The sequence below is a fragment of the Arthrobacter sp. zg-Y919 genome, assembly GCF_030142045.1.
GTDB lineage: Bacteria > Actinomycetota > Actinomycetes > Actinomycetales > Micrococcaceae > Arthrobacter_B.
Map to the genome: position 1 here is coordinate 338,019 of NZ_CP126242.1, position 19,396 is coordinate 357,414.

Genomic DNA, 19,396 nt, shown 5'->3' on the forward strand with positions numbered 1-19,396 from the left:
GTCAGGCAGCTGCTGAATCCGGGAGCCGATGGCGCAGGGACGCCACCTCCCGCAGGCACTGCTCCGCGGTGGGCCGGTCCTGCGGGGACAGGGAGGTCATGGCCGAAAGCAGTGACCGCCAGCCGGCCGGCAGTGCGGACGGGATGTCCGGACCGTGGACCGTGCGGACCATCAGGGATTCGGTCTGCGGCAGATCGAAGGCGCGGGCTCCGATCAGGCATTCCAGCAGGACGAGTCCAAGGGAGTAGATGTCCGTGGCGGAAGTCAACGGGGCACGGCGTACCTGCTCGGGGCTCAGATAGGGCAGGCTTCCGTACGACTGCGCCCCACCGTTAGGCACCAGGGTGCTGACGGCGATGCCGAAGTCCGTGATCTTGGCGGCGCCGGTCTGGGGGTCCAGCAGGATGTTCGATGGCTTCACGTCCCGGTGGATGTAGCCGGCAGCATGCACTCCGGCCAGCCCCGAGGCCAGGTCCAGGCCGAGGCGTGCCGTGGCGGCAGGGGTGAGGACGCCAGTGGTGGCAAGGGTCCGCTGGAGGTTGGTCCCCGGCACCAGTTCCAGGACCAGGTACGGCGTCTGCATGTCGGTCAGGGGATGGCTGATGGTGCCCGTGGAAATCATCCGGACAACGCGCGGATTCGCGACGGCCCGCAGAGCAGCAGCCTCCCGCAGGGCTTCATGACCCTCAGGAACATGGCCGAGCGGCGCGGAGAAAATCTTGACCGCCACCTTCTCCAGGGACGCGAGATCGGTTGCCCGCCAAACGTAAGCGGCGGTGCCGTGGCCAATCGGTTCATCCAGGCAGAACCGCCCGTCCACCAGGACGTGGGCACTGAAACCGGAGGCGTCGGAGGCGGGCGGGGCTGCTGGGCCTGGCTTTGTATCCATCACCGTTCCCCGCCCACTAGTGCCCGCTATTAGCTAGCTCGTCTAATTAGTAGTTCAGCTAACAATATGGGGGCATGGTGGCAGTGTCCAGCATGGGGATGCGGATGCGGAGCGCGGATTACTGGTGTGGCGGGGTGGGTGCTGTTGCGGGCGCATCCAGCGCCTCACGCAGCCGGTCCATAAAACGGATCACGGTCTCGGCATCCTGTGGGGACAGCTCCGCCGCTGCCTGCATCATCCGCTGGTGCATAGTGCCCACAGTTGCCCGCACTTCCGTGTCCGAGGTATCGGTGGGGACAATTTCCCAGGCCCGGCGGTCGTGGGGCCTGGCACGCCGCTGGACATATCCGCCGCGCTCCAGCCGGTCGATGAGTGCCGTGGTGGACGCGGTGGAGATCCCCAGGAGCCTGCTCAGGTCCTTCGGGCCCAGGCTCCCGCCGGTCTGGCGGGCCTGCATCAGGTACCGCATGGCCAGGAGGTCGTTCTCATTCATACCCATGGCGTCCTGCGTGCGGCGGCGGATCCGGGTTTCCGCCGCACGGTAACTCCGTACTGCTTCCAGTACCTCCCGGGCTTTTGGATGCTCGGGGCTGGACGCGTACCAGTAGCCGTCTGCCGGCTGGTTGGGGGTGTTCACCCAACTAATCGTAGCCTTCCGAAAAGGTAGGACAGCTAGCAAAAGATGCGAGGCATTTCACACCGTAATTAGGGCATAAAAACGTGATCTAATCTCTTCGGCTGTGGTCAGATGTTAGGTGTCCGCTTATGTATTCCACCTTCCGTCCCGTGAGGAATGTCCTTGACTGCACCCGAAATTTCCCTGTCCGGTCCAACATCGGGACTCTCACGACGCAACATCCTGGGCGGCGCCGGCCTCGGCTTCCTGGCACTGGCGCTGGGGGCCTGCTCCGGCCGTGACACGGTGGCTGCGGCGGGGAAGGCGGCAGGATCCGGCGGTTTCACCGTGACCGATATGCGCGGCGTCGAGGTTTCCTTCGACGCTCCGGTGCGGAAAATCGCCACCACGGTCATTCCGTCTCCTTCCATGCTGGCTGCTGTGGACGGCGGGTACGGAAAGATCGTGGGCATTAACGAATCCACGGCGCAGGCCAACCGGCAGGGTCTGTTCGGGGAAATGTTCCCCGAGTCCAAAACCACCACCACCATCTCGCCGTCGAGTTTCACCCCCAACATCGAAACCATTACGAAGCTGGAACCCGACGTCGTATTCCAGTGGGCGGACCAGGGTGAGGGCCTCGTGGAGCCGCTGGAAAACGCCGGGTTCAAAACCGTTTGCCTGCTCTACGGAACGCAGGAATATCTGGAAACCTGGGTATCCCTGTTCTCCACCATCCTCGGCAAACCCGAGCGCGGCACTGAAATCGTGGACTGGATGCACAGCGAAATCGCCCGACTGGAGGATGAGCTGGCCGCTGTTCCCACCCGCGTCCGGGTCGTCCACCTCGGCCAGTCCGGCGACGGCTATTCGGCGTCCAACAAGTCCTCCTACATGCACTACTGGATGGAGTTGGCCGGTGGGCAGAACATGGCGGCGGAAAACCTTTCAGCCGAGAACGTGGTCAGCGCCGAGCAGCTGATCGAATGGGATCCCGAAGTCATCACCCTGGGCGGTTTCGATACCCGCACGCCGGCCGACGTCTATGCGGATCCGTCCCTGGCGTCCGTGTCCGCCGTTCAAAACCGCCGGGTCTACAAGGCGCCGCTGGGCGGGTACCGCTGGGAGGTGCCCTGCGCCGAATCCCCGCTGATGTGGCAGTGGGCCGCCGAGCTATTCCATCCGGGCCGCGCCAGGAACACCCTGCGCACCGATATGAAGGAAAAGATTGCGTACCTCTACGGGTACGACGTGAGCGAAGCCCAGATTGACGCCGCCCTGCGCCTGGACCTGAACGGGGCCAGCCTTGGCTACGACGTCTTCCGGGGCTGAGATGGCGGCTCTTCGCCGGTCCGGCGCCGGTGCACGCACCCGGCCCGCCGGACCGTCGTCGTCGGCCAGGCCGTCGTCTGCCAGCGCTCCGCCGTCACCGGCGCGGCGCCGACTGATCCTGCCGCTTTGCGTCCTGATCCTGTGCGCGGTGGCCCTGGTCTCCATGGCGGCCGGCCGGTACTGGGTGCCGCCGAACGAAATCCTGCGCATCCTCTTCAACGAAGTCACCGCTCTCTTCGGCGGCGAAGGCATCGTCCGCCGGACCTGGACCGAGCAGGAAGCCACCGTGGTCCTGGATGTACGGCTGCCACGCGTGCTCCTGGCCTTCCTGGTGGGCGGTGCGCTGTCGCTCGGCGGTGCGTGCCTTCAGGCGTTGTTCCGCAATCCGCTGGTCAGCCCGGACATCATCGGCGTCACTGCCGGTGCGTCCTTCGGCGGCGTACTGGTACTGACCCTCGGGCTGTCCGGCGGCTGGATGGTCGGGGGTGCCTTCGGGTTCGGGCTGGCGGCCCTCGCCGGCGTGCTGCTGCTTGGCCGGCTGGGCGGACGGGACAACGCCATGCTGATGATCGTCCTGGGCGGGATCGTGGTGGCGGCGTTCTTCAACGCCCTGGTCTCCTTCATGACCTACCTGGCCGACCCGTACTCCGAACTGCCCTCGATTGTGCACTGGCTGCTCGGTTCCATTGCCGCGGCCAGTTACGACAAGGTGCTCACCGCCCTGGTCCCGGTGGCCATCGGCGCGGCGGTCGTCCTGGCCCTGCGCTGGCGGCTGAACGTCCTGTCGCTGGGGGACGACGACGCCGCCGCCCTGGGCGTGAACCCGCACCGCTCCCGGGTGGTGCTCTTGTGCGCCGTCGCCCTGATGACTGCCGGCACGGTCGCCGTGGCCGGGGCCGTCGGATGGGTGGGACTGGTGGTTCCGCACCTTGCCCGGCTCTGGGTGGGGCCGGACCACCGGACCCTGCTGCCGGCGTCGTTGCTGCTGGGCGGCACCTACCTGATGCTCATTGACACGATCAGCCGCTCCATCAGCAGCAGCGAACTGCCGCTGGGCATCCTCACCGCCATCATCGGCGCCCCCGTTTTCGTGGTGCTGCTGGCCCGTTCGCAGAAGAAAGCCGAGCTCTCATGACCGTCCTTTCCCGGGCACGCCCTGTTTCGAATGCTCCGGTTCCGTCTGCTCCGGTGCCGGACAGCCCGGCCGCGGGCTCCGGACCCCTGATGCAGGCCACCGGCCTCGGTTTCCGCTATTCCCGGCTGCGTCCGTGGCTTTTCCGGGACCTCGGCTTTTCGCTGGAGCGCGGGGAAATCCTGTCCATCCTGGGCCCCAACGCCCGCGGTAAAACCACGCTGCTCAAGTGCCTCTCCGGGCTGCTTGCCCCACGCGAGGGAACGGTTCACGGCGCGCCGGGCATCGGCTATGTGCCGCAGGACCACGGCGCAGGCCCGTCCTTCACCGTCGCCGACATGGTGCTGATGGGCTGCACCCGGCACCTGCGCACCTATCAAACCCCGCGCCCCGAGGACCACGCCGCCGCCGATGCGGCGATGGAACGGGTGGGCGTGGCGGACTGGGCCGCACGCGACTATTCCACCCTCTCCGGCGGGCAGCGGCAGCTGGTGCTGATTGCCCGGGCCGTGGCGTCCGGCTGCGAACTGCTGATCCTGGACGAACCGGCGTCGGCACTGGACCTGAACAACCAGTCCCGCGTACTGAGCGTGCTCACCGGACTGGCCGCGGAGGGCATGGGCGTCATCATGACCACCCATCATCCCGACCATGCCCTCCATGTATCCCGCAACGCACTGCTGTTTGTCGGCAGCCACGACGTCCGCTGGGGCCCCACCGAGGAGCTGCTGACCGGTCCGGCCCTCTCCGAGGTCTATGGACTGCCGATCTGCACCCCGACCGTGGGCACGGTGTCCGGTGACCGCGTCATCGCGGTGCCCGACTTCGGTCCGTCCTGCCGTGCCTGCCCGGTCCCGGAAGCCGTTGGGGCACCGGCTGTATCCCTCCACGAATCCCGAAAGGACCATCCGTGATTGTCCGCTTGATCGGCGGGACGCCGATGCTTGGCCAGACCGACACCACCTGGCGCGGCGCCTTCGAGGACGTCGACGCCTATGACCTCGACGACGACGCCGCCCGCGCCCGGATCTTTTCGGCCGACGGCCTGGTGATCGGCGGCGGGGTGGACCATCTCCTGCTGGGCCGGCACCGCGAAGCGCTCACCGGATTTGTCCGCGCCGGCGGACGGGTGCTGGTCAACGGCCAGGTAGTCCGGCCGTTCATCGACGGACTGGCGGTCTGGCGGAAGCTGGAATTCCGCGGCGCGCAGGACGTCCGCCCGCATCCGGTCTCACCGCACCCGGTGTGGGACGGCATCGACTACCGGGACCTGCACTACCGCACCGGGGTGCCCGGAATGCACAGCTACGAGCGGTTGGAGGAGATCGGCGTCGCCGGTTTCTACGGCCGCGGCTACCACCTGGACCTGCCCGAGGGCGCGACCGTGGTGACGGGCATCGGCCAGTACCGGCTCCCGCTGGACTACAGCTACCGGCTGGGGGACGGGGAGGTGCTGGTGCACGGCGGCAATGACCTGGAGAGCTTCAGTGACGATCAGTATTCCACCCGGGTGCTGGGCCCGAACCTGGTGCAGTGGCTCGAAGGCGGAACGCGGCCGGCTGCTGAACCGGTGTCATGGGCTGCGGGCGTCACCGTGCCCCCTGCGGCCGCTGCCACCCGTGCCGCTGCCCGCCCTGTGGCCGCCGGCGCTGGGGCTGCCGGCCCTGCTGGTTCAGCCCCGCGTGCCGCTGCCCCCCGGATCGGGTTGCTGCACTGCGGCACGTTCCAGCCCCTGCGGACCCTGGCCGACCCGGCTCTGGCCCCGTACCGGCTGGAATCCGTTTATCTTCCGGACGCTGATCCCGCTGTGCTCGCGGACCTGGACGTGGTGATTGTCAGCGACCGGCTGCATCAGGGCCAGCTGGCCCGCTTTGTTCCCGCGCTTCTGGAGGCTTTGTCGGACCCGGGGAAAACCGTGATCGTGCTGGGGGAGAACAAGGTGGAACAGTGGCTGCCCGGCGTCGGCTACAGCTTCCGCCCCACGGTGTTCTGGATGTGGCGCACCGGCGAGGACAACGGCACCCGGCTGCGGCTGCCGGAGGACCCAATGTGGGAATTCCTCACGCCGTGGTCCGTGTCCTGGCATCACCACGGGCTGCTGCATCCGCGCCCCGGTGCCCGTTCGCTGGTGGTGATGGAAGAAGACGGCGCCGAGTCCGGCTCGCTGCTGTATCTGGACGAGGTGAACCAGCCGGCCCGCCTGCTGGTGACCACGATGGACCCGGTCTACCACCACGGATCCGGCTTTATGCCCGGTGCTTCGCAGCTGCTGTACTCCCTGCTGCGCTGGGCCACGGCTACACACGCAACCGGCGGGCGCTAGCGGGGCCGGACGGCAGCAGAAGATCAAAAGGGACTGAGGCCGGTCAGCCGAGCACCAGGCGGACGGCCAGAACCAACATGACGACGCCGATGAGCAGATCAACCACCTGCCAGGTCCGTGGCCGGTTCAACACTCCAGACAGCGAGCGGGCACCGTAGCCCAGGGCCATGAACCAGAGGAAGCTTCCGACGGCGGCGCCGGCGGCGAAGATCCAGCGGGTGTCCGGACCGTACTGGTTCGCCAGGCTGCCCAGCAGCACCACCGTGTCCAGGTAGACGTGCGGGTTGAGGAAGGTCAGGGCAAGGGTGGTCAGGATGACGGTGCCCTTGGCGCGCGGTGCCTGTGCTTCCAAGACGGAAGGCTTAGTCGCGGAGATCAGGGAGCGGATGCCCCACCAGGTGAGATACGCTGCCCCGCCCCAGCGGAGGATTTCCAGTACTGCCGGGAAGCGGGACACCAGTGCCCCGATCCCGGCGGTGCCGCCGAAGATCAACAGGGCATCGCTGATGATGCAGAGGGCAACTACGACGCCGATGTGTTCCCGCCGCAGGCCCTGCCTCAGCACAAACGCATTCTGCGCCCCGATGGCGACAATCAATCCCAGTCCGGTGACCATGCCGGTCGCCCAAATACTTCCCATTCCTCGACGGTAACCAGCTCAAAGGGTTCAGACAAACGAATGATTCGAAGGATGCATTAGGTTTGCTTCATGAACTTCGAGCATCTCCGCGCGCTGTCCGCCGTCGTCGACGAGGGAACGTTTGAAGCAGCGGCGGATCGGCTGCACATCAGCCCGTCGGCCGTCAGCCAGCGCATCAAGGCACTGGAAAGTTCCGTGGGCCAGGTCGTCGTCCGCCGCGGGATGCCCTGCACGCCGACGGAGGCTGGCGCGGTTCTGCTGCGCATGGCCCGGCAGGTAGAGCTGCTGGAGGGGGAAACCCGGTCGGCGCTCTCCGGCGGCATGTCACCGCGGACGCCGACGCCGGTGGCCGTCAACGCGGACTCCCTCGCCACGTGGTTCGTGCCGGTCCTTGCCGACGCAGCCGGGTGGACGGACAGCACCCTAAACCTGCACGTGGAAGACCAGGACCACAGTGCCCAGCTGCTGCGCCAGGGGGACGTCATCGGCGCCGTCACTGCCGATCCGGCACCGGTCAACGGCTGCAGGGTTGAGGCGTTGGGTGCCATGCGCTATCTCCCGGTCTCGACGCCGGGCCTGCAACAGCGCTTCACGCGGGACGACGGCGTCGACTGGGCAGCCATGCCGGTGGTTCAGTTCAACGCCAAGGACGATCTGCAGCGCCGCTTCCTGCAGGCGCGGGGCGTCGGCGGGCATCCGCCCCGGCACACCATTCCATCCTCGGAGGCATTCCTGGCGGCGGTCCGTGCCGGACTTGGCTGGGGCATGCTGCCGGAACTGCAGCTGGGCAATGACCTCAAGGACGGGACGTTGGTACTGCTCGACGAGCATGCGTATGAGGACGTGCTGCTGTACTGGCAGGCCTGGAAACTGGACTCGGAACGGCTGGACCGCATCCGTGCTTCCGTCCGGCGGGCCGGCGGGCAGCTCAGGTAAGGAGGTCTGAGCCCGGAGCAGGGAGGCCTGAGCCAGGAGTGGTCGAGGGTTTTAGGGGAACGGCTGGCAGTGCGGGCAGTAGTACAGGTCCCGCATTTCCATTTCGTTGTCGCCGAGCAGCTCGTGGGCCACTTTGGTGCCGCAGCGCAGGCAGCCCCGCCGTTCCCGGTTATAGACCCAGAGCTGGTCCCGTCCCATGGCGCCGGTGGTGATCCGGCGGGACCGGGCCTTGTTGACCTCCAGCAGGCGCTTGGACAAGTCCACCAGCCGCGGCAGGTCCGGCACATCGGAGACCGGGGTCAGCGGGTGGATGCCGGCCAGGAAGCACAGCTCGCACCGGTAAATGTTGCCGATCCCAGCGAGGTTCCGCTGGTCCAGAAGTGCCAGACCGATGGGCCGCTCCGGCTGGGCCGAAATCCGGCGCAGCGCCTCGTCCGCGTCCCAGTCTGGTCCCAGCAGGTCCGGGCCGAGATAGCCGACAGCGTCGTTCTCCTCCGGGCGGGACAGCACCCGGAGGAACCCGAGGTCGAATCCCACCACCTGGTGGGTAGCGGTCTCGAGGATGCAGCGGGCCTTGAAGGCCGGGCGGCGCCACTTCTCTCCACGCGCGTACACGTGCCAGAGTCCCTCCATTTTCAGGTGGGAATGCAGGATCCATCCGTCCACGGGGTCACCGCCGCGGATCAGCAGATGCTTGCCGCGGGACACGACGTCCTGCACCGTGGACCCGGTGAAATCGGTGGTGGCGAACTTCGGGACCCGGATATCGCACCGGGTCAGCTCCTGGCCGGCCAGGACAGCGTTGAGGTCCCGTGCCGCCCGCCAGATGGTATCGCCCTCAGGCACGGCTCCTCCTCACTCCGTCGGCACCGAGGTGCGGGGTCCGCAGCTCACACACGGTAACGCAGCCCCTTTGGCGTGGTGTAGAAACCGGCGGCGGTCAGCGCCCGCGCCGCCTCCGTGTCGAGGATATCGGTTCCGTTGACCTTCTCGATGGCCATCTTCTCCGCCGCACCGCGTTGGATGATCCGGACCAGGGCGGCCGCGGACAGCTCCAACGCAGCGGGTTCCTCCGTGAAGGTCAGGAGGGTTTTGCCGCCACGTTCGGCGTACAGCGCCAGGTCGCCGTCGACCAGCACCACCAGCGCACCGGCCTTCCGACCGGGCCGGTGCCCGCCTTCCAGAGTGGGCCAGGGCAGGGCAGCGCCGTAGGGGTTCGCCGGATCCGTGGCAGCCAGCGCGACGGCGGTCGGTTCAGGCTGCTTCAACTGGGCGTCTTCGGAGAAGGAACGCAGCCGGTCCACCGTGGCCGGCACGGCAAACTGGGCGGCACCGAGCTGTTCAATAAAGTAGCCGCGGCGGCACCGGCCCATCTCCTCCAGCCGGGCCAATACCCGGTACAGCAGGGCGAAACCTCCCGGCGTTCCTTCGCTGGCCACGGACCCACGGGTCACTACTCCGTAGCGGTCCAGCATCAGCTCAGCCGTGGCATGGGCATGAAGAGTGGTGTCGGTTTCCACCTCGGGGAGCATGCTCCACCGCCCGGCGACCAGGGGCGGAGCGTTGCGCAGTGCGGGCGCCGACGCGCCGCCGGCGGCCAGACGCATGGAACTGCCCGTCAGTGATGCTCCGGGTGCCCGTCCGAGCCGTCCCATCCGTGCGGTGCGGGCACGGGGAGTTGCCGCCCGCTGCTTATGCGCGGTTTTCCCACCCGAGAGCAGGGACCGGACCGGAGTGAAGGTGTCATTGCTGATCCGCCCGGCCCAGACGAGTTCCCAAAGGGCGGAAATGATGTTCGCATCCGTTTCGGCCACGCCGTCTGCGGCCAGGCCGTCGCCGAGCTGGCGGAAGAAATACGCACCGCCGTTGCCCAGCAGTTCCAGGACCCGCTGGTGCAGGCCGGTGGGCTCGAAATCCGGGGAGGGATTAAGCGTCAGTGGGGCGTTTTCGGCCAGGTGCAGGGCAATCCAGCCGTCGTTTCCCGGCAGGGAGCCGCTGCCGGACCACACCACTTCCCCGGTGGCCGTCAGCTCGTCCAGCATGGCCGGGGCATAGTCCCGCACCCGGGAGCCCAAAATGAGCGGTTCCCAGGCCGAGGCCGGGATGGGCACGCCGGAAAGCTGGTCGATCACGGTGGCCACGCCGTCGAGCCCGCGCAGCGAGGAACCCACATTCTGCCAGGCCGGCAGGAACCGTCCGTAGGTGGCGGGGTCCACCGGTTCCACCTCGGAACGCAGGGCGGCGAGCGAGCTGCGGCGCAGCCGGCGCAGTACCTCGACGTCGCACCATTCGGTCCCGCCGGGAGTGCTGGGGACGGTGACGGTGGCCGGGGGAGTGGCGTCGACGCCGTCGGCCGCGTCCAGCGGCAGCGTTTCCGAGGGACGGAATTCGCCTTCAACCACCCGCCCTTCACCGGCCAGCCGCTGCAGGGTGCCGGTGACGACGGCGACGCCGAGTCCCAGCCGGGCGGCAGCTTCGGCTGCGGTGAAGGGCCCGTGGGTGCGGGCATACCGGCCCACCAGGTCCCCGAGGGGATCCGCAACAGGTTCGATGAAGGCCAGCGGCACGCCCATGGGCAGCGGTACGCCGAGGGCATCGCGCAGCCGGGCGGCGTCTTCGATGGCGGCATACCGGCTGCTGCCGGCGATGCCGGTCTTCAGGGCACGGTTGGACCGCACCAGTTGTTCCAGCAGCTCTTCGGCGTCGGCAGGGGTGGCGGTGGACGGTACCGGTTCCACCGCGCTCCCGGCCCCGTCCGTAAGGAGCTCCACCGGCTGCAGGCGGGCGGCGACCTCCGTAACGGACAACGGCCCGAGCAGCCGCAGCAGGTCCGCCACGCCTTCCAGTCCGCGGGCATGGCGGTCCGGCGCCAGGCGCTGGAGTTCACTCTCGATCCGGGCGATGATCCGCGCATCCAGCAGCTCGCGCAGTTCGGCCCGGCCCAGCAGCTCATTGAGCAGCGTCGGGTCCAGGGACAGTGCGGCGGCCTTGCGTTCGGCCAGCGGCGAATCGCCCTCGTACAGGAAGGCACCCACGTAGCCGAACAGCATGGAGCGGGCGAACGGTGACGGCGAGGGAGTGGTGGTTTCCACCAGCCGGATTTCACGCCGCTCGATTCCGGCCGCAATGTCTTTCAAGGCCGGCAGATCGTAGACGTCCTGCAGGCATTCCCGCACTGTTTCCAGCAGGATCGGGAACGTGGGGTACTTCTTGGCGACGTCCAGCAGCTGCGCCGACCGCTGCCGCTGCTGCCAGAGCGGGGAGCGCTTGGACGGGTTCTGCCGCGGAAGCAGCAGCGCGCGTGCCGCGCATTCCCGGAACCGGGACGCGAACAGCGCGGAGCCGCCCACCTCGGCGGTGACGATCGAGTCGAGCTCCTCGGGGTCGAAGAGGAACAGCTCGGCGCCGGGGGGTTCGTCCTCCATCAGCGGCACGCGCAGCACTATGCCGTCGTCGGAGGCCATCGCCGAACCGTCCAGGCCGTACCGTGCGTGCAGCCGCGCCCCGACGGCGAGGGCCCAGGGCGCGTGGACCGGCATGCCGTAGGGGCTGTGCAGGACCACCCGCCAGTCACCGAGTTCGTCGTGGAAGCGTTCCACCACCAGCGCGCGGTCGTTGGGCACCACGTCGGTGGCCTGCTGCTGGTCGCGCAGATAAGTGATCAGATTGCCGGCGGCCCAGTCGTCCAGCCCGACGGCGGTGAGCCGTTCCCGCGCCGCGGCGTCATCCGCTGCGGCCATCTCGCGGACGAACGCGCCCAGGGCGCGGCCCAGCTCCACCGGACGGCCCAGGGTATCCCCGCGCCAGAACGGCAGTTTGCCCGGCTGCCCGAAGGCGGGGGAGACGAGCACCCGGTCGTGGGTGATGTCTTCGATCCGCCAGCTCGTGGCGCCCAGGGCGAAGATGTCCCCGACCCGGGACTCGTAGACCATTTCCTCATCGAGTTCACCGACCCGGCGGCTGTTTTTACCTTCGGAATCGCCCACCAGATAGACGCCGAACAGGCCGCGGTCCGGAATGGTGCCGCCCGAAGTCACGGCCAGGCGCTGCGCCCCCGGCCGGCCGGTAATGGTGCCTTCGGTTCGGTCCCAGACAATGCGCGGCCGCAGTTCCGCGAATTCATCCGACGGGTAGCGTCCGGACAGCAGGTCAAGGGTGGCGTCGAATGCAGAACGCGGCAGGCCGGCAAACGGCGCGGACCGGCGGACGACGTCGAACCATTCCTCCACATCAATGGAGCCCAGTGCGGCGGCGGCCACGGTCTGCTGGGCGAGGATGTCCAGCGGGTTGGCCGGGATGGCCAGCGGCTCGATCTGCCCGGCGAGCATCCGTTCGGCGGTGACGGCGGAGTTCAGCAGGTCCCCGCGGTGCTTGGGGAACATGACACCCTGGGAGATTTCCCCGACCTGGTGCCCGGCCCGGCCCACGCGCTGCAGGCCGCTGGCCACCGACGGCGGCGATTCGACCTGCACCACCAGGTCCACCGCACCCATGTCGATGCCCAGTTCGAGGGAACTGGTGGCCACCACGCAGCGCAGCCGCCCGGATTTCAGGTCGTCTTCGATCAGTGCGCGCTGGTCCCGGGACACCGAGCCGTGGTGCGCCCGCGCCAGCACGGGATTGTCGTCCTCGACCGCGAGGTCCGCACGCCGCAGCACGGACACCCCGGCCTGGGCCATGACCTGGGCCGGCGGATGCGCCGGTGCTGCTGGCGCTGCCGGAGCTACCGGCACGGAGGTTCCGTCGGTGCCCGTCGCGGCCTGTGCAGATTCCAGCCGGAAGGCGTGGATCTCGTTCAGGCGGGCGGTAATGCGTTCGGCCAGGCGCCGGGAATTGGCGAACACAATGGTGGAGCGGTTGGCCTCGATGAGGTCGACGATCTTCTCCTCCACATGCGGCCAGATGCTGGCCTGCGGAGCGTAGCCGCCCTCCACGGTGTCCTCGGTGGTGGGCGCGTTGCCCAGATCCGTCATGTCCTCCACCGGGACGGTGACGGTCAGGTTCCAGTTCTTCCGGGACTGGGGTGCCACAATCCGTACCGGTGCGTTGCCGCCCAGGAACCGGGCCACGGTTTCATGCGGCTCCACCGTGGCAGAGAGTCCGATCCGCTGGACGGGCTTCTCCAGCATGGCGTCCAGCCGGGCCAGGGTCACGGCCAGGTGTGCGCCGCGTTTGGTGCCGGCCACGGCGTGGACCTCGTCCACAATGACGGTTTCCACCTCTGACAGGGTTTCCCGTGCCTGAGATGTGAGCATCAGGAACAGCGATTCCGGTGTGGTGATGAGGATGTCCGGCGGCCGGGTCAGCAGGGCACGGCGCTCGTTCTGCGGAGTGTCACCGGAACGGACACCCACGGTGATGGACGGCGCCGGAAGGCCCAGCCGTTTTGCGGTCTGGGTAATACCGATCAGCGGGGAACGGAGGTTGCGTTCCACGTCAACGCCCAGCGCCTTCAACGGGGAAATGTACAGAACCTTGGTCTTGCGTTTCGGTTCCGTATTCCGCTTCCGGCGCGGAGGTTTCGACCCGGGTTCCGTCAGCTCCGGCAGGGGCAGCTCCGCCGGAACCGCAGGAACCGCAGGGCCTGAGGCGGCGGAAGCGATAAAGCTGTCCAGCGCCCAGAGGAACGCTGCCAGGGTTTTACCAGAACCGGTGGGAGCGACCACCAGGGCATTGGCCCCCTCGGACACGGCGTCCCACGCCCCGACCTGCGCGGGTGTGGGCGCGGCAAAAGCCCCCTCGAACCATTCCCGAGTGGCGGGGGTGAACTTGCCGAGCACCAATTGTTCCTGCACCGAGGACGCCGATGTCATGGCACTATTCTTCCCCACCCCGGTGACACTTTCTCCGCGGCCGTGGGAGGTTCGGCTGCAGGCCGAAAATCAGCGGGCCTGCAGGATCCCCACGTGCAGCAGTTCGATGTCCGCGTTCGTGCATCCCGTGGAGGGGTAGGCAATGGTCAGGGAAGCGGTGTCCTCAGGCGGGTACACCAGCAGGGACGCTGTGCCCTGGACCTGGCAGTCTCCGTACTTCTGGGCCACGGTTTCCTGCAGCTCGGCGGCCGCGGCCTGGCCCGGTGCCAGCGTGACGGGAATTGCTTCGCCGCCTTCGGCCCGCGCAGCCGGCGCTCCCACCTGTGCACCGGAGGCATCGAGGTAGGAGACTCCGGGGTAGCCGGTGACGGTGCAGGTGCCGTCGGCGGACGTGTTGGTCAGTACCAGGGCACGGTAGACGCCGCCCGGAGCAGCACCGCCGGGAACGTCTTCGACGGAGCCGGCCAGCATGCCGGCCGTGCAGGGAAGGGGGCCGGTGGCCGCGCCGCCCGTTGCTGCGGGCGGGGTGGACGACGCCGATGACGACGCCGATGTTGACGGTGATGCGGATGGTGCAGTCTCACTCGCCGAGGGGGACACCGAAGCGTCATCATCGTCCCGGGAACCGCATCCGGCAAGCGCCGATCCGGAGAGGGTCAGCAAAGCCACAAGGGCGAGGGCCCGGCGGGCCGGGGAGGGTGTTCGGGAGGCTGAGACAGTGATCATGCTCTCACCCTCCCCGCCGGGCGGGGGCGCGTCAATCCGCCCCGCCCGGCGGAACGGATCGACGCAGAACCGTTACGGGGCGCCGGCCCGGCGGAAACGAGCCCGGCAGGGACAGCCGGTCAGTGACTAGGCCTTGCTGCGGCCCCGCGTACGGATCAGGGCGGTTACGCCTGCGGCCAGGCCCAGCAGGCCCGCACCCAGACCCACGTAGCCCGCGATTTCGGCGGCCTCGCTGTCGTTGTCGTCCTGCCGGTCGGAAGCGCGTTCCTGCGACGCGCCGGCGGCGCTGCCGTGACCCGCGCCGTCCCCGTGCCCGTCGTCGTCCGCTTCAGTGATGGTCACGGCCGGTGCGGGGGAATCAAGGTCATGGCCGGACTGGCCTTCGGCGGGGATCTGGGACCAGTCCGTTTCGCCTTCCGCGCAGGTCTGCCGGACGGGGAAGGCGAGGGTGGTGTCTTCGGCGTCGGGCAGGACCACACTCAGTGCGATGGTGTCCCGGACGCCGTCAGCCAGGGGTTCCTTGGCGGTGTAAACAATTTCACTGGTCCGCGAGCTGACCTGCGAGCCGTTGGGCAGGGTCTGCGGTTCTGCCAGTTCCTCGGTGACCTTCTTGATCTCCCAGCCCGCATGCGCCGTGGGGGTGGCGTCCACGAGTGCGTCCGGGAGGGTGAAGGTCAGGGCGGTGGTGGGTGAGCCCTCGCAGCCGTGCGAGAGATCGAAGGTCAGCAGTGCGGTCTCGCCGGCGCCGGTGGTGTCGGGCGTGACGTGGACGTGGGCGGCGGCAGGTGCCAGGCCGAGTGCCATCAGGGCGGCGGTGCCGCCGGCGGCAAGGAGGATGGAGGAGGAATTGCGCATGGAAGAGCCTTTCGATGGCATGGTGCCACGTAACCGCGCTGGAGGCGGTCAGGAGTGAAGTGCAGGGAAAGTGATCAGGCCAGTGCGAGCGACGGCGGCCCACGCAGCGGAGTTGCGGGGCAGTAGCGCGTGCGGGTGGTTCCGACGGCTGGACGGGGAGCCGCGGTGGGGCGGACGGTCCGGAACCGCACCGGCGCGGGCACCGTGAACAGCGGCCGCAGCCAGGCCGCCGTGGCGTGCAGGGCGTCCTCGCCGCGCGCCAGAGCCAGCGCCGAGAGCACCACGGCGGCCAGATGGGCGAGGAAAAGTGCCGTGCCGGCGTCGTGCTGGAGAGTGTGGAGGCCGGACAGCTGGTGCGCTCCAAGCTCCTGCACCCCCGCAGCCGGGGCCGGGCAGACCATGGCAACGCCGTGGTGGGTGGAGGCGCCCGGCAGGCAGCGGACACCGGAGGTCAGGACGCGGAACGCGCCGTGCAGGCCGAGCTGGGCGGCCGCAAGCACCAGGAAAAGGCTGCCGGCAGGCAACCGGCGTCCGGCGGAGGCACTGGTGCCGGCCAGGGTAAAGGCGGCCAGGGCCAGCAGCAGGACCGGTTCGGGCAGGACTCCGCCGCCGGCCACATGGGCACCGGCCGCCAGCGCGAAAATCACCGCGGCAACGACGGCGGAGCGCAGCAGGCGGAAGGGGTCGGTGCGCTGGGGCATGCTTCCCTTCCCGGTCCCGCCGGCCGTGGCCTGGACCCGCCGGACTGCTGAAAAACTGCTCCTACTTTACCCGTACGCGGGCCCTGTCCTATTCGTGGTGGTACGGGCGTCCGCCGGCGATCTCCTGGGCCCGGTATACCTGTTCGGCAAGGATCAGGCGGACCAGCTGGTGCGGAAAGACCAGGGGGGAGAGGGACCAGATGAAGTCGGCGCGGTCGTGGACGCTCGAGTCCACGCCGTAGGCCCCGCCGATGATCAGGGTGACGTTGCGCGAGGAATCCAACGGCCGCTGCAGGGTCTGTGCCAGTGCCGGCGAGGTGATGGCCTTGCCGCGCTCGTCCAGCAGGATGACGTAATCGGATCCGACCTTCGCCAGCAGGCGTTCGGATTCCTCGCGGCGGGCGGCGTCCCCCTCGCGTGCCGAATGCGGAATCGGCACCCAGGTCAGGTCGAAGGGCTTCTTCAGCCGCTTTTCGTACCGGCGGATGCCGTCCACGACCCAGTCCTCGTGCTTGCGTCCGACCATTAGAACTTTCAATGCCATAGGACCATTCAAGCCCGGAACGGGTCCGGTCCGGTAACCGGACGCAGTGCGGGCCTACACTGCGGGGACAGGGAACAGCACTTCGATGGCGTCAGCCAGGGGGTAACAACGTGTTCGAATCGCGGGCAGTGGTATTGGGTGGCGGCGGAGTTGCCGGAATTGCGTGGGAAATCGGTCTCCTGGGAGAACTGCTGGACCAGGGCATCGACCTGAACGAGGCGGATCTGGTGGTGGGGACCTCTGCGGGGTCGGTGGTCGGCGCGGCGCTGCGTTTCGGCCAGGTCGCCGCGGCGGTGGCCGCCCAGCAGGGTGCAGCGGACCGCACTGCGTCACCGGATTACCAGGAGCCCGACACGTTCGACGGCGAACGGTTTATGAACCTGATCGGCGCCGCAGGTTCCGGCGGGGGCGGAGAGAAAGCTGCCCGGGCACGGCTGGGGCAGGTGGCGCTCAAAGCTGACACTGCGCTCAGCGAAGACGCCTGGGTGGGCAGCATCCGGTCGCTGGTGCCTTATCCGGTCTGGCCGGACCGGGCCTTCGGAGTCACTGCCGTGGATGCCGAAGACGGCAGCTTCCGGGTGTTCGACGCCGGCTCCGGGGTGGATCTGGCGCTCGCGGTGACGGCCAGCTGCACGGTGCCCACGGTGTGGCCGCCGGTGCATATCGACGGCCGGGCTTACATGGACGGCGGGATGCGGTCGGGGACCAACGCCGACGTAGCCGAGGGGAACGACAGGATTTTGGTTATTTCCTGCGGCATCGAGGCACCGCAGAGCCCGTTTGGGCCAACGCTGCCGCAGGCCATAAAAACACTGGAAAAGAACGGCCAGGTGTTCCTCATCGAAGCGGATGCGTACGCACTGCAGGCCTTCGGCACCAACATGCTGCTGGATTCCACCCGCCGGCCCTCGCTGGAAGCCGGCCGGCGGCAGGCCAAGGGGATTGCCGAAGCCCTGCGGAGGTTCTGGGAGGGGTGAGCGGCTAGCGGTTGTCGCGGTCGACGTCGGCCTCGAGATCGGAACCCGGCTCAATCACCACGCCGTCCTCACGCTGCTCGACGCCGTCGGCCTGCGGTGCCGTGTCTCCGGAGGGGGAGGGAGAGGGGGCGGCAGCTGAGGCGGGGGCTGCAGCCGCAGCGGCGGCCTCGGCCTCTTCGCGTTCCTTGATGTATTTGACGAGGTACTCGAGTTCGTCGCTGTACTGCTGCAGGCGGTCGGTGCGGGACTCGGTAGCCAAAGCCATCACGAGGTCGGTCTGCCGTGCACGCAGCTGGGCGATAGTGGGCTGTGATTCGTTGGTGTCCATGCTTCATCCTACAAAGGCCTGCCCGCCCTTAGTCGCACGGCCGGGACGGGAACCGTAGCGGCACTAGTCCCCGCCAGCGTCTCCCGGGTGCCGCTTCGAGGTGTCATCTTCGCCGGGGGTCCGCCTCACGTCAGCGCCATACGGTGCCCGCCGGCGCGGAGGCAGTAAGTCGATGAGTTCGTTCGCGGCATGGGCCAGGATGTCCCGCTGCAGGAGAGGGAGGGAGAGGGAGCCATTGATATAGGCGTCCACCTCGTATTCACCGGCTGCACCGCCGAAACGGAAGTATTGCAGCCAGACCTCGGGCACACTCAGCTGCGCGTCATCCAACGCCTTTTTGAGCAACTGCCGTTGCTGCGGCTCAACTGCCTCGAAACCCATGATCCATCCCTCATCATGTACGCACGTGTATCCGCCCAAGTGTTTCCTGCTTAGCGTCATCCTATTACTAAGTTTGCTTATAAGTGACCTGCTGCGAATGTCGTGGAAAAGGTTTGCAGGCGGCCTACTGCCGGAAATGCGTCTGTGCTTCGGCCTCCGAGACCGAAGCCACGACCTGCTCGGCTATCTGCCGAAGTTTTATGTTCCGGCTGCCGGAAGCGGAAACCAGAATATTGAACGCCTCATCCTGGTTGCACCGGTTCTGCGCCATGACTATCCCGACAGCCAGGTCAATGACCGTTCGGGAATCCATCGCGGCACGAAGGTTCGCGGAGTGCTCGCCGCCGGACACCAGACGGGCAGCGAGGCGAAGAGGCTTGGTGATGCGCCGGGAATAGTCCCGAACCTGTTTTATTGTCGCTGCGTCGAAATAACCCGGTCGGGTGCTGTAAAGGCTGAGGGTGGCCGCGCCGTCCGACTCCAGATCCATCGGAAACACGAGCACGGAATGCAGGCCGGCCTGGTTCAACATCTCTACGTACTGCGGCCACCGCTTTTCCCGCTGCAGGTCCGGAATGTGCACCGCGGCCTGCTCCAGGACCGCGGTGGGGCAGGGTCCCTCGATGAAGTCGTACTTGATGTCTCCCAAGGAATGGGCGGCGGCGATGCTGGAGGCCGCAAGTACAGGTTTACGCTCCCGAAGAAGGGTCATCGCGCACTGCACAGGGCTGTCCGGGAGGGAAAACGCCTCGGCCGTCAGGCAGGACAAATCGTGGAGGAACTCCTGGACGGTGACGCTGGCGAGAGTCAGATCCTGCAGGCGCTCGACGAGGAAGAGGTCCACCTCGTCCGCAGTGCTCTTCCGGTCCACTGCGGAACGGCCCGTGGGGGTTTCCGGTCGAGCTTTGGCGTCTTGTGCACTTGCTCCGGTTCCGGTCATCCCTACTTTGTACACCATCCGGCAGTGGTAAGTTGGCTTGCTATTTCTGCCCCGTTCCCCGCAAAGCAAAAGGCCCCGATTTCCTTGGATTCCAAGGGAAACGGGGCCTTCTAGTTGGCGGTGACGGTGGGATTTGAACCCACGTTGGCTTTTACACCAAACAACATTTCGAGTGTTGCACCTTCGGCCGCTCGGACACGTCACCAACGCGTCAACCTTACCGGGTTGAAGGCCGAACCCCCAAAAGCAGTCCCGCCGGCACC

18 protein-coding genes and 1 tRNA gene are annotated in these 19,396 nt (G+C 67.6%); 6 read left to right on the plus strand and 13 right to left on the minus strand.

What is annotated here, in order from left to right:
• Position 1: 1 nt before the first annotated feature.
• Together QNO10_RS01685 and QNO10_RS01690 are read right to left on the minus strand one after the other, a co-directional pair.
• The gene (locus tag QNO10_RS01685) at positions 2-889 is read right to left on the minus strand and encodes a serine/threonine-protein kinase (RefSeq protein WP_229951115.1); all 888 of its coding nucleotides are present in this window, start codon (positions 887-889) and stop codon (positions 2-4) included.
• Between the two features lie 118 nt (positions 890-1,007).
• Positions 1,008-1,526 carry a MarR family winged helix-turn-helix transcriptional regulator gene (locus QNO10_RS01690; RefSeq protein ID WP_229951113.1) on the minus strand — a complete coding sequence of 173 codons (519 nt, stop codon included), beginning with the start codon at positions 1,524-1,526 and terminating at the stop codon, positions 1,008-1,010.
• A 162-nt stretch (positions 1,527-1,688) separates the two neighbouring features.
• On the opposite strand from QNO10_RS01690, the gene QNO10_RS01695 reads away from it, so the two are divergent.
• The 4 genes from QNO10_RS01695 to QNO10_RS01710 are packed head-to-tail and all read left to right on the plus strand — an operon-like array spanning position 1,689 to position 6,292.
• Positions 1,689-2,837, plus strand: coding sequence for an ABC transporter substrate-binding protein (locus tag QNO10_RS01695; protein WP_229951110.1), 1,149 nt, complete (start codon positions 1,689-1,691; stop codon positions 2,835-2,837).
• Positions 2,812-3,972, plus strand: coding sequence for a FecCD family ABC transporter permease (locus QNO10_RS01700; RefSeq protein WP_229951108.1), 1,161 nt, complete (start codon positions 2,812-2,814; stop codon positions 3,970-3,972). The genes QNO10_RS01695 and QNO10_RS01700 overlap by 26 nt, the downstream gene beginning before the upstream one ends.
• The gene (locus QNO10_RS01705; protein WP_229951105.1) at positions 3,969-4,883 is read left to right on the plus strand and encodes an ABC transporter ATP-binding protein; all 915 of its coding nucleotides are present in this window, start codon (positions 3,969-3,971) and stop codon (positions 4,881-4,883) included. Before QNO10_RS01700 ends, QNO10_RS01705 begins: the two co-directional genes overlap by 4 nt.
• Positions 4,880-6,292: a hypothetical protein gene (locus QNO10_RS01710; protein WP_229951103.1), complete on the plus strand. Its 1,413-nt coding sequence runs from the start codon at positions 4,880-4,882 to the stop codon at positions 6,290-6,292. Before QNO10_RS01705 ends, QNO10_RS01710 begins: the two co-directional genes overlap by 4 nt.
• 43 nt (positions 6,293-6,335) lie before the next feature.
• On the opposite strand, the gene QNO10_RS01715 is transcribed toward QNO10_RS01710, so the two are convergent.
• Positions 6,336-6,932: a LysE/ArgO family amino acid transporter gene (locus QNO10_RS01715; protein WP_229951101.1), complete on the minus strand. Its 597-nt coding sequence runs from the start codon at positions 6,930-6,932 to the stop codon at positions 6,336-6,338.
• Positions 6,933-7,001: 69 nt separating this feature from the next.
• Between QNO10_RS01715 and QNO10_RS01720 the strand changes: the two genes are divergently transcribed.
• Positions 7,002-7,868 carry a LysR family transcriptional regulator ArgP gene (locus tag QNO10_RS01720; RefSeq protein WP_229951099.1) on the plus strand — a complete coding sequence of 289 codons (867 nt, stop codon included), beginning with the start codon at positions 7,002-7,004 and terminating at the stop codon, positions 7,866-7,868.
• Between the two features lie 51 nt (positions 7,869-7,919).
• On the opposite strand, the gene QNO10_RS01725 is transcribed toward QNO10_RS01720, so the two are convergent.
• The 6 genes from QNO10_RS01725 to QNO10_RS01750 form a co-directional block, all read right to left on the minus strand.
• Positions 7,920-8,714 carry an Fpg/Nei family DNA glycosylase gene (locus tag QNO10_RS01725; protein ID WP_229951097.1) on the minus strand — a complete coding sequence of 265 codons (795 nt, stop codon included), beginning with the start codon at positions 8,712-8,714 and terminating at the stop codon, positions 7,920-7,922.
• A 44-nt stretch (positions 8,715-8,758) separates the two neighbouring features.
• Positions 8,759-13,681: an ATP-dependent helicase gene (locus QNO10_RS01730; RefSeq protein WP_229951095.1), complete on the minus strand. Its 4,923-nt coding sequence runs from the start codon at positions 13,679-13,681 to the stop codon at positions 8,759-8,761.
• Positions 13,682-13,750: 69 nt separating this feature from the next.
• Entirely contained in the window at positions 13,751-14,407 is a 657-nt protein-coding gene (locus tag QNO10_RS01735) for a DUF4232 domain-containing protein (protein ID WP_229951093.1), read from the minus strand.
• A gap of 126 nt (positions 14,408-14,533) precedes the next feature.
• Positions 14,534-15,262: a YcnI family copper-binding membrane protein gene (locus QNO10_RS01740; RefSeq protein WP_229951091.1), complete on the minus strand. Its 729-nt coding sequence runs from the start codon at positions 15,260-15,262 to the stop codon at positions 14,534-14,536.
• Between the two features lie 74 nt (positions 15,263-15,336).
• On the minus strand, positions 15,337-15,963 hold the full coding sequence (locus QNO10_RS01745; RefSeq protein WP_229951089.1) for a hypothetical protein: 627 nt from the start codon (positions 15,961-15,963) through the stop codon (positions 15,337-15,339).
• 88 nt (positions 15,964-16,051) lie between these two features.
• Positions 16,052-16,507: a 23S rRNA (pseudouridine(1915)-N(3))-methyltransferase RlmH gene (locus QNO10_RS01750; RefSeq protein ID WP_229951086.1), complete on the minus strand. Its 456-nt coding sequence runs from the start codon at positions 16,505-16,507 to the stop codon at positions 16,052-16,054.
• Positions 16,508-16,617: 110 nt separating this feature from the next.
• Between QNO10_RS01750 and QNO10_RS01755 the strand changes: the two genes are divergently transcribed.
• Positions 16,618-17,484, plus strand: coding sequence for a patatin-like phospholipase family protein (locus QNO10_RS01755; protein WP_229951084.1), 867 nt, complete (start codon positions 16,618-16,620; stop codon positions 17,482-17,484).
• Between the two features lie 4 nt (positions 17,485-17,488).
• On the opposite strand, the gene QNO10_RS01760 is transcribed toward QNO10_RS01755, so the two are convergent.
• The 4 genes from QNO10_RS01760 to QNO10_RS01775 all read right to left on the minus strand — a co-directional run bounded on the left by QNO10_RS01760 (position 17,489) and on the right by QNO10_RS01775 (position 19,338).
• Complete coding sequence (locus QNO10_RS01760; protein ID WP_229951078.1) at positions 17,489-17,812, minus strand: hypothetical protein; 324 nt, start codon at positions 17,810-17,812, stop codon at positions 17,489-17,491.
• A gap of 63 nt (positions 17,813-17,875) precedes the next feature.
• Positions 17,876-18,193 (minus strand): hypothetical protein, encoded by a 318-nt coding sequence (locus QNO10_RS01765; RefSeq protein WP_229951076.1) that lies wholly within the window; start codon positions 18,191-18,193, stop codon positions 17,876-17,878.
• A 124-nt stretch (positions 18,194-18,317) separates the two neighbouring features.
• A complete protein-coding gene (locus QNO10_RS01770) occupies positions 18,318-19,133 on the minus strand; it encodes a GAF and ANTAR domain-containing protein (protein WP_229951073.1) in 816 nt (271 codons plus the stop codon).
• A gap of 115 nt (positions 19,134-19,248) precedes the next feature.
• Positions 19,249-19,338, minus strand: a tRNA-Ser gene (locus QNO10_RS01775).
• Positions 19,339-19,396: the final 58 nt, after the last annotated feature.

What these genes read in the sequence shown, in the direction of transcription:
- QNO10_RS01685 (WP_229951115.1), bottom strand. Translation starts at nt 889, where the DNA reads ATGGATACAAAGCCAGGCCCAGCAGCCCCGCCCGCCTCCGACGCCTCC.
- QNO10_RS01705 (WP_229951105.1), top strand. Translation starts at nt 3,969, where the DNA reads ATGACCGTCCTTTCCCGGGCACGCCCTGTTTCGAATGCTCCGGTTCCG.
- QNO10_RS01715 (WP_229951101.1), bottom strand. Translation starts at nt 6,932, where the DNA reads ATGGGAAGTATTTGGGCGACCGGCATGGTCACCGGACTGGGATTGATT.
- QNO10_RS01720 (WP_229951099.1), top strand. Translation starts at nt 7,002, where the DNA reads ATGAACTTCGAGCATCTCCGCGCGCTGTCCGCCGTCGTCGACGAGGGA.
- QNO10_RS01730 (WP_229951095.1), bottom strand. Translation starts at nt 13,681, where the DNA reads ATGACATCGGCGTCCTCGGTGCAGGAACAATTGGTGCTCGGCAAGTTC.
- QNO10_RS01735 (WP_229951093.1), bottom strand. Translation starts at nt 14,407, where the DNA reads ATGATCACTGTCTCAGCCTCCCGAACACCCTCCCCGGCCCGCCGGGCC.
- QNO10_RS01740 (WP_229951091.1), bottom strand. Translation starts at nt 15,262, where the DNA reads ATGCGCAATTCCTCCTCCATCCTCCTTGCCGCCGGCGGCACCGCCGCC.
- QNO10_RS01745 (WP_229951089.1), bottom strand. Translation starts at nt 15,963, where the DNA reads ATGCCCCAGCGCACCGACCCCTTCCGCCTGCTGCGCTCCGCCGTCGTT.
- QNO10_RS01750 (WP_229951086.1), bottom strand. Translation starts at nt 16,507, where the DNA reads ATGGCATTGAAAGTTCTAATGGTCGGACGCAAGCACGAGGACTGGGTC.
- QNO10_RS01760 (WP_229951078.1), bottom strand. Translation starts at nt 17,812, where the DNA reads ATGGACACCAACGAATCACAGCCCACTATCGCCCAGCTGCGTGCACGG.
- QNO10_RS01765 (WP_229951076.1), bottom strand. Translation starts at nt 18,193, where the DNA reads ATGGGTTTCGAGGCAGTTGAGCCGCAGCAACGGCAGTTGCTCAAAAAG.
- QNO10_RS01770 (WP_229951073.1), bottom strand. Translation starts at nt 19,133, where the DNA reads ATGACCGGAACCGGAGCAAGTGCACAAGACGCCAAAGCTCGACCGGAA.